A 13,585-nucleotide genomic window follows, 5' to 3' on the forward strand; every position below is an offset into this window, starting at 1 on the left:
CAGGCCCAGTCGTTCACCTACATCCCAACAAGTATTGCCCATGCCTATTGATACCCCCAAGCCCGTCACGCAGTTCGGTCCGGACTTTCCATTCGCATTTGATGACTGGATTTCCCATCCGGCAGGGCTTGGCCAAATACCCGCCGCTCGGTATGGCCAAGAGGTTGCCATCGTGGGTGCAGGGATGGCGGGCATGGTGGCTGCCTATGAACTGATGAAACTGGGCCTCAAACCCGTCATATACGAGGCCTCGCGAATGGGCGGCAGGCTGCGGTCCCAGCGTTTTGAAGGCACGCACGATGTGGTGGCTGAATTGGGCGGCATGCGCTTTCCGTTATCGGGGACGGCCTTCTTTCATTACGTCCACACACTCGGCCTGAAGACACGACCCTTCCCCAACCCGCTCACACCGGCGTCGGGCAGCACGGTCATCGACCTGGAGGGAAATACGCACTATGCCGAGTCGCTCCAGGACCTGCCGCCCTTGTTTCAAGAGGTAGCGAATGCCTGGGCCGAGGCACTGGAGACCGATGCCCGCTTCAGCGACATGCAGCGCGCCATACGGGAACGTGATGTCCCTGCCCTCAAGGCACTATGGAACGTGTTGGTGCCACTCTGGGATGACCGCACTTTTTACGACTTCGTGGCCACCTCCAGTGCCTTCTCCAAGCTCAGTTTTGCGCACCGGGAGGTGTTCGGGCAGGTGGGGTTCGGCACCGGCGGATGGGACTCCGATTTCCCCAACTCCATGCTGGAGATCTTGCGTGTGGTTATCACCAGCTGCGACGACAACCAGCACCTGATTGTGGGCGGCTCCGAGCAGGTGCCCCATGGCCTGTGGCGCCACGCTCCTGAACGATTGGTCCACTGGCCTCTGGGCACCACGCTGGAACGCCTGCATGCTGGAGCGACGCGCCCCGGTGTGACCGGGATCGTGCGAGACAGCGACGGCCAACTGGTGGTAACAGACACCTGGGGCACCCAACGGCGCTACGCCGCTGTACTGACTACCTGCCAAAGCTGGTTGCTGACGACGCAGATTGCGTGCGATGAGGCGTTGTTCTCGCAAAAAATGTGGATGGCACTGGACCGTACCCGCTATATGCAATCAAGCAAAACGTTTGTGATGGTGGACCGTCCGTTCTGGAAAGACAAGGATCCGCAAACCGGGCGTGACGTCATGAGCATGACTCTGACCGATCGCCTCACACGCGGCACTTATCTGTTTGACAACGGCCCTGACAAGCCCGGTGTCATATGCCTCTCCTACGCATGGATGGGTGACGCCCTGAAGATGCTGCCGCAATCAGTGGACAAGCGTGTTCGTCTGGCGCTCAAGGCCCTGAAGCAAATCTACCCGAAAGTGGATATCGCCAGCCACATCATTGGTGATCCCATCTGTGTCTCCTGGGAGGCAGATCCCCATTTTCTGGGGGCCTTCAAAGGGGCGCTGCCGGGTCACTACCGCTACAACCAGCGCATGTATTCGCACTTCATGCAGGACCAATTCCCCGAAGCGCAGAAGGGCATCTTCATTGCGGGTGACGACGTGTCCTGGACGCCTGCCTGGGTGGAGGGCGCGGTGCAGACCTCACTCAATGCCGTGTGGGGTATCCTGCACCACCTGGGCGGCAGCACGCACCCGGTAAACCCAGGCCCGGGCGATGTGTTCGACGCCATCGGACCATTGAAACTGGAAGACTGATGAGCGCCGCTGAACTCCCCGACCAAGTACGCAGTCCGCTCACGCTGGCCGTGTACCAGTGCCAGTCCCGACCGCTGGACGTTGCTGCCAACCTGGAGCGCATGGAACGCGTTGCTGGGCAGGCGCGCACGCGCGGTGCCGAAGTGGTGCTGTTTCCCGAGATGTTTGTCACGGGCTACAGCATTGGCGCCAGCGCGGTTCGGGCCTTGGCGCAGAGCTCGGAAGGCGCCTATCGCCACGCCGTGGCGCAGATTGCCCGCTCGGTCGGCATTGCCATCGTATTTGGATATCCCGAGCGCGATTCGACCGACCGTGTATTCAATGCCGCACAGTGGATTGATGGCAAGGGTGAGGTGGTCCTGAACTATCGAAAGACGCATCTGTACGGAGCACTGGATCGCAGCCAGTTCAGCGCAGGTGTGGCTGACCCATCGAACCTCCAGCTGGGGGAGCTCAACGGCTGGAAAATGGGTTTGCTGATTTGCTATGACATCGAGTTCCCCGAGAACACGCGCCGCCTGGCGTTGGCGGGTGCGGACTGCGTCCTGGTGCCAACCGCAAACATGGACCGCTACGACTTTGTGCCCGACACCCTGGTGCCCACGCGGGCCTTTGAAAACCAGATGGTTGTGGCGTACGCCAACTACTGTGGGCCTGAAGGGAGCTTGCGCTACGGCGGACTCAGTTCCATTGTCGATGCTTTGGGCCGGCCACTAGCCAAGGCAAAACGGGATGAAACGCTGCTCGTCGCGGTACTACAACCCGCCGAGCTGAACGACGCGAGACTTCAACAAACGCATCTGCAAGAGATGCGCGCATACATGCTTGGGTCCGCGATGAACCAGTAGACGGGCCGTGCGGGCACGGCCTGGTCAGCTTGGGCAAACTACTGATGCCCGTCCGGTTTGTTGCGATTGATGGGGGCGCTGGATCCTCAGTCGCGCATCAGCGCCTCGATGGCGTCCGCGTCCACTGGCACGCCGCGGCTGATCAGCTCGCAACCGTCTGCGGTCACGATGGCATCGTCCTCGATGCGGATGCCGATGTTGTGGAACTGCTCCGGCACGCCTTCGGCTGGGCGCACATAGATGCCCGGCTCTATGGTCAGCACCATCCCGGGCTGGAGGATGCGCGCCGGGCGGTTGATGATGGTCTCGCCGGTGAGCGCATCCTTGCGCTCGGTCTTCTGCCCGATCTCCGAGGGCTCGGTGTACGGGCCGCAGTCGTGCACGTCCATGCCCAGCCAATGGCCGGTGCGGTGCATGTAGAACTGGAAGTAGGCGCGCTTTTCAATCACGTCGTCCAGTGTTCCCACCTTGTTCCTGTCCAGTAGCCCCAGATCCAGCATGCCCTGGGCCAGCACCTTCACCGTGGCTTCGTGCGGGTCGGTAAAGCGTGCACCCGCATGGGTTGCCGCAATGGCAGCCTCCTGCGAGGCGTGCACCAGGTCATAGAGCGCACGCTGCGGACCGCTGAACTTGCCGTTGGCCGGGAAGGTGCGGGTGATGTCGGAGGCGTAGCCATTGAGCTCGCAACCCGCGTCGATCAGCACCAGCTCGCCGTCGCGCACCAGTCCGGCGTCGGCTCGGTAATGCAGCACGCAGGCATTGGCACCTGCGGCCACGATGGACTCGTATGCCGGGTATTGCGCGCCCTGCGTGCGAAAGGCGTGCAGCAGCTCTGCATCCAGGTGGTATTCGCGCACCTCCTTGCCTGCGCGCAGCATGCGCGCACACGTCTGCATGGCGCGCACATGGGCCTGTGCGCTGATCTGGCCGGCACGGCGCATGGTGTCCTGCTCGCTGGCGTCCTTGACTAGGCGCATCTCGTCGAGCGGGCCGCACAGGTCACGCTGCTGTTCCGGTGCCAGGGTGCCGTAGCGTACCCGGGCGCGCAAGGTGCCCAGCCAGCCGTCCACGCGCGACTCCAGACCCTTGTGGGTAGCGAATGGGAACCACACTGCATCACAGCCATCCAGCAGGGCAGGCATGCGGGTGTCGAGCTCGGTGACCGAATAGGCCGCATCCACCCCCAGGGTTTGTGGTGCCGCGTCAGGGCCGACGCGGAAGCCGTCCCAGATCTCGCGCTCCAGATCCTTGGGTTGGCAGAACAGGGTGGTGTGGCCGTTGGCCTTGATCACCAGCCAGGCCTTGGGTTCGCGAAAGCCGCTCAGGTAGTAGAAGTAGCTGTCATGGCGGAACTGGAAGTCGGAGTCGCGGTTGCGTTGCTGTTCGGGCGCGGTGGGCAGTATGGCCACGCCATGGGGGCCCATGTGCTGGGCCAGGGCGGCGCGTCGTGCTTGGTAGAGGGCGGTATTCATTGCGGATTCCAGATCAGTTGTTGAGCAGGGCCAGGCGCTGAGGCGTGCCTACGTCGGTCCAGGTGCCAGTGTAGAGCGCGGCACTCACCCTTTGCTGGTCCATGGCCAATCGCAGCAGTGGTGCCAGGGCTGCATGTGTACCTGCCGGATTGCCCGGCGGTACGTCGCACCAGGGCTGCAGGAACAGCTCCTTGCGGTACAACCCGATGGTCGAGAAGGTGTAGCGCGGCATGCCCGTGTCCTTGGGTATGTTGAGCGCCAGCCCGCTGGCTGGGTCCAGACCAAAGTCGCCCGCCGGGTTGTGCTCCGGGTTGGGCACCAGCCAGATGTGCGCCAGTTTGTCGCTGCGCAAAAAGGCCTGTACATCGTCCCGACTGAACACGAAGTCGGGTGCAAACACGTCGGCGGCCATGGCCCAGAACGCGTCGCCCAGCAGCGGCAGGGAACGGCAGATGCCGCCTGCGGTTTCCAGCGCACCGCCAAAGTCCAGGCCCTCGCGTGAATAGCGCAGTTGCATGGACCCGGTGGCCGGAGGATGTGCAAAGGTGTTGCCGAAGCGGGCCTCGATCTGCTCGCCCAGCCAGGCGGTGTTGATCACTCCGTTGTGGAATCCGGCTTGCAGCAGTGCCTCCATGCGCCACTGCAGCAACGGCTTGCCGCGCACGGTCAGCAGGGGTTTGGGCGTGCGGTCGGTCAAGGGACGCATGCGTTCACCGCGTCCGGCGGCCAGCAGCATCACAGGGATATCAAGGGTGATTTCAGAAGGCATTTAGGCGTGTTGCAAGAGCAAAAGAGTAAACAAACGTAAGCAAGACCATGATTTGTATCGTAGAAGCACCAATCCGGGTCATATATGGCTTGCTATGCGTACGCGGCCCGCTATATTGGCAGATGGACGCATGCTGTATCGGGAGACAGTTGTGAAAATAGACCATAAATTAAAGAACCGCATCCGCTTCAATCAGTTGGACGCCGATGCCCGTGACCGTTTGCGTCGTATCTACCACCTCACCTCCGCAGCTGCAGCCCTGCAGATTGTGCAGTCCGGCTTCATCTGGAGCGACGCGCCCGACCTGTGTCCCAATTTTTCGCCCAATTCCAGCAGCAAGCCGGTGATCAAGGCCGCACCTGAAATCTGGCTGGGATTCCGGTTTTCCGGCCCGGCCCATCTGGTGTCGGAAGATACCGAGGCCTCCAGCTATGCGCCGCAGTCCATGTACGTGCACCTGTACGAGTGGCCCGATATGTTTGGGCTGCAAGGCATGCGGGTGGCCCGCATACGCATCTCGTCGCCCACTGCCGCCGGTCTGGAGTGCATAGGCTTTCAGGCAACACCCGCCTTCATGGAAAAGTGCAAGACCGACATTGCATCCACCTTGCTGCTCACGCGCCTGAAACGCCTGACGGCCCTGTCGCGCAGCGTGCAGGTGCCCGCCAACGCGGCCGAGCGCGCGGCCACGTTGGCCGCATTTCCGGTGCCACAATTCAGCGCCATGGATATCTACCAGATGCGTTTTCAGCTGTGGCGCAGGCGCCTGCTCAAGCGGTTCCAGAAATAGCCGCGGCACCTATGGAACAAGAGGAGGAACTGGCTTCATTACCCATGATTCTGGTGGTGGATGACTCGCCGGACTTTCTGATTCTGATGCATGGTCTGTTGCGCGACCGATACCGGGTCAAGGTGGCCAGTGACGGTGAGCGTGGCTTGGCTGTGGCGCGCCAGTCACCGGCGCCTGACCTGATCCTGCTGGACGTCTCCATGCCTGGCCTGGACGGCTATGCGGTCTGCCAGCAGCTCAAGCAGGACCCCGCCACGCGGGACATACCGGTGATCTTTCTGACCTCCCGCAGCGAGGTGCAGGACGAAGAAAAGGGCTTTGCCCTGGGCGCAGTGGACTACATCACCAAGCCCGTGAGTCCGGTGGTGGCACTGGCCCGGCTGCGCACGCATCTGGCCATCAAGACCAGTACCGACTATCTGCGTGACAAGAATGCGCTGCTGGAAGAGGAAGTGTCGCGGCGCACGCGCGAAATCAATGCCATCCAGGACGTGACCATTCTGGCCATGGCCTCCATGGCCGAGGCCCGCGATGTAGACACGGGCAACCATGTGCGGCGGGTGCAGCACTATGTGCGCGCCCTGGCCTGGAAGCTCTCCAGCCATCCGCGCTTTCGCGACTACCTCACCGTGCCCACCATCTCCATGCTGTTCAAATCCACGCCGCTGCACGACATTGGAAAGGCCGGCATACCGGATCGCATTCTGCTCAAGCGCGGGCGCCTCACCCCGGAAGAGTTCGAGGTCATGAAGACCCACACCACCCTGGGGCGCGATGCCATCGCCCATGCGGAAGCGGCACTGGGTGTGGACGTGCCGTTCTTCACCATGGCCAAGGAGATTGCCTACTCGCACCAGGAAAAGTGGGATGGCACGGGTTACCCGCAAGGTCTGGCAGGAGACCGCATCCCCATCCCTGCGCGTCTGATGTCGGTGGCTGACGTGTACGACGCGCTCATCAGCCGCCGCGTGTACAAGGAGCCGATGCCGCATGCCGACGCGGTGCAGGTGATACAGGGCGCCAGCGGTCAGCATTTCGATCCGGACGTGGTCGAGGCGTTCATGCAGATCCATCAGCAGCTGTATGCCATCGCTCTCACTTACGCCGATAGCCATAGTGACCTTGAGCGCAAGGCACAATACCTAAAAATCAGTCTGGAGACACCCCCATGAACAACGATATCTCTCCCGCCGAGCAGGCGCTACGCGACGCCGCCCGCGAATACCATCGCACCCCCACGCGCGGCAAGATTTCCGTCAACGCCACCAAGCCGCTGCAGAACCAGCGCGATCTCTCGCTGGCCTACTCACCGGGTGTAGCCTATCCGTGTCTGGACATCCAGGCGGACCCGAGCCTGGCCTACGAGTACACCAGCCGCGGCAACCTGGTGGCCGTCATCACCAACGGCACGGCGGTGCTGGGGCTGGGGGACATCGGCCCGCTGGCGGGCAAGCCGGTGATGGAAGGCAAGGGCTGCCTGTTCAAGAAGTTTGCCGGGATCGATGTGTTCGACATCGAGTTGGCCGAGCGCGACCCCGACAAGCTGGTGGACATCATTGCCGCCATGGAGCCCACGCTGGGCGGCGTCAACCTGGAAGACATCAAGGCGCCCGAGTGCTTCTACATCGAGCAGAAATTGCGCGAGCGCATGAACATCCCGGTGTTCCATGACGACCAGCACGGCACCGCCATCATCTCCAGCGCCGCCCTGCTCAACGGGCTGGAGCTGGTGGGCAAGGACATTGCCAAGGTGCGCGTAGCCGTCTCTGGCGCGGGCGCAGCGGCCCTGGCCTGCCTGGATGTGATGGTGGGCTTGGGCGTGCGGCGCGAGAACGTCTACGTGTGCGACTCCAAGGGCGTCATCTACGAGGGCCGCCCCGGCGGCTACGACGAGTCCAAGGCGCGCGTGGCACAGAAGACCGAGCTGCGCACCCTGGCCGACGTGGTCAACGGCGCCGACGTGTTCCTGGGCTGCTCCACCGCCGGTGTGCTGACGCAGGCCATGGTCAAGACCATGGCCGACAAGCCCATCATCCTGGCGCTGGCCAACCCGGAGCCCGAAATCCGCCCCGAGCTGGCCAAGGAAGTGCGCCCGGACTGCATCATCGCCACGGGTCGCTCCGACTACCCCAACCAGGTCAACAATGTCCTGTGCTTCCCCTACATCTTCCGTGGCGCGCTGGACTGCGGCGCCACCAAGATCACCGAGGCCATGAAGCTGGCCTGCGTGCGCCAGATCGCCGATCTTGCCAAGGCCGACATCAGCGAGGAAGTGGCCACAGCCTACGCCGGCAAGGAGCTGGTGTTCGGCTCCGACTACCTCATCCCCACACCCTTTGACTCGCGCCTGATCCTGCGCATCGCACCCGCCGTTGCGGCCGCTGCAGCGGAGTCTGGCGTGGCCACCCGTCCGATAGAGGACATGGAGGCCTACCGCCAGCAGCTATCGCGCTTTGTCTACCAGACCGGCATGTTCATGCGCCCGGTCTTCACCGCCGCCAAGAGCGTGCCCATGGAGGCCAAACGTGTGGCCTATGCCGAGGGCGAAGACGAGCGCGTGCTGCGCGCCGTGCAAGTGGTGGTGGACGAAGGCCTGGCCAAGCCGATTCTGGTGGGCCGCCCGGCCGTCATCGAGGCGCGCGTCAAGAAGGCGGGCCTGCGCATCCGCATGGGAGCGGACTTCGAGGTGGTGAACCCCGAGGACGATCCGCGCTTCAAGCAGTACTGGGAAACCTACCACCGCATCATGGGCCGCAACGGCGTCTCCATGGAGGCGGCCAAGGCCGCAGTGCGCCGCTCCAGCACCACCATTGCCTCACTCATGGTCAAGCTGGGCGATGCCGACGCCATGCTGTGCGGCCTGGTGGGCCGCTTTGACACCCACCTGGACCATGTGCGCGACGTCATCGGCATGCGCCCCGACGCCACCAGCATGGCCGCCCTGAACGCTCTCATGATGGAGCACCGCACGCTCTTCATTGCCGACACCTTTGTCAACGAAGACCCGGACGCCCAGCAACTGGCTGAGATCGCCCTCATGGCCGCAGAAGAAGTGCAGCGCTTCGGCCTGCCGCCCAAGGTGGCCTTTCTGTCGCACTCCATGTATGGCAGCTCCAAACGCAAGTCCGCCGTCAAGATGCGCCAAGCCTTTGAGCTGTTCAGCAAGATGGCGCCGCATATCCCCTGCGATGGCGAGCTGCATGGGGACGCCGCACTGAGTGAAGAGATGCGCAACAACGTGCTGATGGACGGCAAACTTCAAGGCGAGGCCAATATCCTGATCTGCCCCAACCTGGATGCCGCCAACATCCTGTTCAACGTGCTCAAGATGGTGGGCGGCCATGGCGTGACCGTAGGCCCCATCCTGCTGGGTGCAGCCGGCCCCGCCCACGTGCTGACGCCCTCGGCGACGGTACGCCGTGTGGTCAACATGACGGCACTGGCTGCCGCACACTCGGTCCTGAAGGCGGGCAGCTGATTGACTGGCCATGCGCCTTGCATAACGGGGATGACGCCTTGAGCACGCTGCAGGCCGAGCTGGCGCGCCTGTACGGGCAAGCGTCCGAGCCGCGGGCGGATGCCGCTGGCATGGTGGATGTCAGTGGACAGGTGCGTGCTTTGGTTCTGGAACTGGCCAGGCCGGCCGACTGGACGGCCTTGTCCGCCGTATGGCGCGGCGTACAGGCGGACCTGGATCTGCCGGCACCTGCCATTGCGGTCAACGGGAATGATGGCTACCAACTGTGGTTTTCACTGGCCGACCCGGTCACGGTGGCCGATGCCCATACCTTTCTGGAGGCGCTGCGCAAACGCTATCTGGATGCCGTGCCGGTAGCGCGTATCAGCTTGTTTCCCGCCATGGATGAAGGTGTGGGGACCTTGCGCCAGGCCCCACCGGTGCCGGCCCAACAGCCGCAGACCGGGCACTGGTCCGCCTTTCTTGCACCCGATCTGGCATCCATCTTTGTCGAGGAACCCTGGCTGGAACGCGAACCCAGCCAGGAAGCGCAGGCCGGTGTGCTCGCAGGTCTCCAAAGCATCAAACCTGCCGAATTCCGCAGCGTGTTGCAGCAGTTGAGGTCCGTAAGCGCCGTCGCCGCGCCAGTTGCGTCCAGCACCATGGCACCGGCTTCTTCAACCCAGGCCGGAAATTTGCAGCCCCGACAGTTTCTGCTGGATGTGATGAACAACCCAGGCGTGGAACTGCATTTGCGCATCGAGGCCGCAAAGGCCTTGCTGCCTTACTGCTCCGACTGAAGCGCCAGTTCGGCCAGCCGGATGGTGCCTTCCAGGCTGCGGGCGCCACCGATGAACAGGTTGAGGTGACAGAACACGCTGTCTTCCACGCCGGTGACTGCGGCCAGCTCCGCATCGCGCAGGCCGGCCCAACTGGCAGGCAAGTCCTTGCGGGAAGTAAATGAGCCATGCGCGACGGGTGTTGTCTTCAACTGGTACTGCCGTCCGTCGGAGTCGGGGTAGATGACAAACAACACCTCGGGCATTTCTTCCACGACCACGCGCGTCCATGGCATGCCGCCTTCCTGCAAATGCAGCACCCGACCGTCGAACAATCGGGGTGACTGGCGCACGATGTCCATGGAACGCAGCTGCGAAATTTGCTTGAGGATGGCGCGGTCCAGGAAGCGGGTGGTGATGGCCACCGCTTCGCGAAAGCGCTCTTCCTGCAGGCTGGCCTTGGCGTCCACGTCCAGACCGGCTTCTTCCATCCAGTTGGAGTTGAGCTGGGCAATCAGCGCCGACAGCCCGAAGATGCCGGGCGCCACGTCGCCCTGGCCAGTGTCCACAATGTCCAGGTACTGCACCAGGGCGTTGTCAATGGAGTGGGTGATGTCCGCGATTGCCTGGGCATCCGCCTGCCAGCCGGTGCGCGCGGCAAAGGCGCGCACGTAATCGGCGCCATGCGCGGACCACACCAGGCCTGCGCTGGCATAGCCCACACCGGGAACCCCCGCACCGTCTACCAGGCGTGCCGGGCGGGCACCTTCAAAACCACGCTGGTGGTGGTCAAAGCGGCCGCTGCCCGCATCCCACAGGCCGCCCACATCGACGGCGAAGTCGGCGGCTTCAATCAGGGCGCCATTGCGCGTGCGGACCAGGGTATGGGCGGGGAAGACGCCCATCAGGACGGCGACGCCGAAGACGTCGTCGGCGTGAAAGCTGCCGTTGTGTGTGGCAATGGTTCTGTGTTGGGTCATGGCTTGATTATCAAGGAGCCAGACGTTTTATGGGCTTGTGCGAGTGGCTAGTATCATGGCCTCACTTGCCACCTCAGGAGCGCACCATGGGTTTGCTGGACTTCATCAAGAAACAGTTTATTGACGTCATTCAATGGACCGAAGAGTCCGATGGCACTTTGGCCTGGCGCTTCCCCATGGAAGACATGGAAATCCAGAACGGCGGTGTGCTGGTGGTGCGCGAGTCGCAGATGGCGCTGTTCGTGAACGAAGGCAAGGTGGCCGACGTATTCGGCCCCGGTACGCACAAGCTCACCACACAGACGCTGCCACTGCTGACCAACCTCAAGAACTGGGACAAGCTGTTCGATTCCCCGTTCAAGAGCGATGTGTATTTCTTCAGCACGCGCCAGCAGATCGACCAAAAGTGGGGTACCCCGCAGCCCATCACCATCCGCGATGCGGACTTCGGCGCGGTGCGGCTGCGTGCCTTTGGCAACTTCAACTATCGCATTGCACAGCCAGCCCTGTTCTACACCGAAATTTCCGGCACCCGCAGCAGCTACGGTGTGGATGAAGTGGACGGCCAGTTGCGCGGTCTGGTGTTGCAAAACATCAGTGCTGCCATCGCTGGCAGCGGCGTGGCATTCCTGGATCTGGCGGCGAATCAGGTGGCGTTTGCGCAGGCGCTGACCCAGCAGCTTGCGCCCGAGTTCGAAAAAATCGGTCTCAAGCTCGAGGGTATGACGGTGCAGAGCGTGTCCCTGCCCGAAGAGCTGCAAAAGGTGCTGGACCAGAAGATCGGCATGGGCATGGTCGGTGGCGACATGGGCAAGTTCATGCAGTACCAGACGGCGCAGGCCATTCCAAAGTTTGCCGAGGGCGCAGGCCATGGCGGCGGCGTGGCAGGGGACGCCATGGGGCTGGGTGCCGGTGTGGCCCTGGGCCAGGTGCTGGCGCAGAACCTGCAGGCCGGTTTGCAGGCTGCACCTGCGGGCGCGCAAGCCGCTGTTGCGGGCGTGAAGCCCGACGAGGTCATGGCCACACTGGAAAAGCTCGCCGACCTCAAGGCCAAGGGCATCCTCACCCAGGAAGAGTTTGACGCCAAGAAGGCCGAACTGCTCAAGAAACTGGTCTAGCCCTTTGTAGCAGGGAGTGGCCACCGACAACCTTCAGCGCAGCTATCGGGCGCCCTGCCCGGGGTGTGGCGCGCCAGTCGATTTCCGCAGCGCCCAGTCCACCCATGCCATTTGCGCGTATTGCCGCAGCATGGTGGTGCGTGATGGCGAGGTGCTCAAGCGCATCGGCAAGATGGCCGAGCTGTTCGACGACCACAGCCCATTGCAACTGCAAACCTCCGGGACCTGGAACGGCAACGGCTTCACCCTGGTGGGCCGGCTGCAATACAAGTGCGACGAAGGCACCTGGACCGAGTGGCATGCGCTGTTGGCCGACGGCAGCAGCGCCTTTCTGAGCGAAGACAACGGCGCCTATGTATTCGGCACCGACCTGCCGACTCCGCGCGAAATACCCGCGCCAGAAACTTTCCGCGTAGGCGCCACCACGGCCATCAATGGCAAGTCGTATGCCGTAGCCTCCAACCAGCAGGCGGTGTTCATGGCGGCACAGGGCGAGCTGCCGCACCTGCCCGAGCTGGGCCGCCCATTTGCCCTGGTGGAGTTGCGCAGCCAGAGCGGCGAAGTGCGCGACGCGGGCGAGGTGCTCAGCATCGATTACAGCCGCACACCGCCGGCCCTGAGTGCGGGCAGTGCGGTGTTGCTGGAAGACCTCAAGCTCTCGGGCCTGCGGGATGAGCAGACCAAAGAGGAAAGCGGGCGGGCCTTCAATTGCCCCAACTGTGGTGCCACTCTGACCCTGCAGCTGTCCACCACCCAGAGCATGACCTGCGGCTCCTGCCACAGCATCATCGATGTCTCCCAAGGTCTAGGCGGCGAGCTGCGCCACGCCACGCAGGATGAGCCGGTACAACCGCTCATCGCGCTGGGCAGCACCGGCACCCTGCAGGGGGTGGAGTGGCAGGTGGTGGGTTTTCAGCACCGCATGGGCATGGACCCGGCCGACACCAGCGAACAATTCGGCTGGGAGGAGTACCTGCTCTACAACCGCAAGCGTGGGTTCACCTTTCTGGTGGACAGCACGGAGGGCTGGAGCGTGGTCAAACCCGCCACCGGCGCACCCGTGGTCAGCAGCAACGGCCAGAGCGCAAGCTACCTGGGCACGCGCTACCAGCTCAAGGAAAGCTACAGCGCCGAAACCAACTACGTGGTGGGCGAGTTCTATTGGCAGGTGCACCGCGGCCAGCGCACCAGCAACCGCGACTACGCCAGTGGCAGAAGCATTCTTTCCATGGAGCAGTCGCCCCAGGAGCTGACCTGGTCGGTGGGTTCCATGGTCTCCAGCGACACGGTGACCCAGGCCTTCAAGCTGCAGGACCGCAAGGAACTGCTGCAACGCAGTGACGTCAAACCCTTTGCTGCCAGCGGCGCGTTCTGGATGCGCCCGGACTTCTGGGTGTTCGTTGTCATCGTGCTCATCATGCTGTCCATCGCCACCTGCTCGAACGACTGCGACCCGAATACGCAGGACTGCTCCAGCTCATCCTCCAACTATGGGCGCACTTCGGGTGGGTCGTTTGGCGGGTTCTCCACCGGTGGTGGGCATAAGTAGCCATGTACGGCAGAGGTTTTCGCAGAATGCCTCGAAATATGTGTAACAAACTTCGGCCCACCCTGATTGGCCGCATTGCCCGAGAGAAAATCGGCACCGATACGCGACAATCGGTGCT

Annotated in this window: 11 protein-coding genes; 8 read left to right on the forward strand and 3 right to left on the reverse strand. The window is 62.9% G+C overall.

The annotated features are described in order from the left end of the window. Positions 1-40 precede the first annotated feature (40 nt). Both AC1RMF_RS15540 and AC1RMF_RS15545 read left to right on the forward strand, forming a co-directional pair. Positions 41-1,705 (forward strand): flavin monoamine oxidase family protein, encoded by a 1,665-nt coding sequence (locus AC1RMF_RS15540; protein WP_342620234.1) that lies wholly within the window; start codon positions 41-43, stop codon positions 1,703-1,705. Then, positions 1,705-2,553, forward strand: a complete 849-nt coding sequence (locus tag AC1RMF_RS15545; protein ID WP_342620235.1) for a carbon-nitrogen hydrolase family protein — start codon at positions 1,705-1,707, stop codon at positions 2,551-2,553. Before AC1RMF_RS15540 ends, AC1RMF_RS15545 begins: the two co-directional genes overlap by 1 nt. Before the next feature lie 86 nt (positions 2,554-2,639). Here AC1RMF_RS15545 and AC1RMF_RS15550 read toward each other — a convergent pair whose 3' ends face one another. Beyond that, the gene (locus AC1RMF_RS15550) at positions 2,640-4,025 is read right to left on the reverse strand and encodes an aminopeptidase P N-terminal domain-containing protein (protein ID WP_342620236.1); all 1,386 of its coding nucleotides are present in this window, start codon (positions 4,023-4,025) and stop codon (positions 2,640-2,642) included. Positions 4,026-4,038: 13 nt separating this feature from the next. Continuing rightward, positions 4,039-4,794 (reverse strand): nucleotidyltransferase family protein, encoded by a 756-nt coding sequence (locus AC1RMF_RS15555; RefSeq protein WP_493142530.1) that lies wholly within the window; start codon positions 4,792-4,794, stop codon positions 4,039-4,041. Positions 4,795-4,945: 151 nt separating this feature from the next. Here AC1RMF_RS15555 and AC1RMF_RS15560 point away from each other — a divergent pair, with 151 nt between their 5' ends. From AC1RMF_RS15560 to AC1RMF_RS15575, 4 genes are read left to right on the forward strand one after another with little or no spacing between them, the layout of a single operon-like run. Continuing rightward, complete coding sequence (locus AC1RMF_RS15560; protein ID WP_342620238.1) at positions 4,946-5,584, forward strand: hypothetical protein; 639 nt, start codon at positions 4,946-4,948, stop codon at positions 5,582-5,584. An 11-nt stretch (positions 5,585-5,595) separates the two neighbouring features. Beyond that, positions 5,596-6,756 carry a response regulator gene (locus AC1RMF_RS15565; protein ID WP_342620239.1) on the forward strand — a complete coding sequence of 387 codons (1,161 nt, stop codon included), beginning with the start codon at positions 5,596-5,598 and terminating at the stop codon, positions 6,754-6,756. Then, a complete protein-coding gene (locus AC1RMF_RS15570; RefSeq protein WP_342620240.1) occupies positions 6,753-9,062 on the forward strand; it encodes an NADP-dependent malic enzyme in 2,310 nt (769 codons plus the stop codon). The genes AC1RMF_RS15565 and AC1RMF_RS15570 overlap by 4 nt, the downstream gene beginning before the upstream one ends. Positions 9,063-9,100: 38 nt before the next feature. Further along, positions 9,101-9,841, forward strand: a complete 741-nt coding sequence (locus AC1RMF_RS15575; RefSeq protein WP_342620241.1) for a hypothetical protein — start codon at positions 9,101-9,103, stop codon at positions 9,839-9,841. Here the strand turns inward: AC1RMF_RS15575 and AC1RMF_RS15580 are convergent. Further along, positions 9,826-10,800: an MYG1 family protein gene (locus AC1RMF_RS15580; RefSeq protein ID WP_342620242.1), complete on the reverse strand. Its 975-nt coding sequence runs from the start codon at positions 10,798-10,800 to the stop codon at positions 9,826-9,828. The genes AC1RMF_RS15575 and AC1RMF_RS15580 overlap by 16 nt on opposite strands. An 86-nt stretch (positions 10,801-10,886) precedes the next feature. On the opposite strand from AC1RMF_RS15580, the gene AC1RMF_RS15585 reads away from it, so the two are divergent. Both AC1RMF_RS15585 and AC1RMF_RS15590 read left to right on the forward strand, forming a co-directional pair. Continuing rightward, complete coding sequence (locus tag AC1RMF_RS15585; protein WP_342620243.1) at positions 10,887-11,918, forward strand: SPFH domain-containing protein; 1,032 nt, start codon at positions 10,887-10,889, stop codon at positions 11,916-11,918. 16 nt (positions 11,919-11,934) lie between these two features. After that, positions 11,935-13,467, forward strand: coding sequence for a DUF4178 domain-containing protein (locus AC1RMF_RS15590; protein ID WP_493142534.1), 1,533 nt, complete (start codon positions 11,935-11,937; stop codon positions 13,465-13,467). Positions 13,468-13,585 lie beyond the last annotated feature (118 nt).

The sequence above is a fragment of the Rhodoferax sp. GW822-FHT04A08 genome (assembly GCF_058801025.1).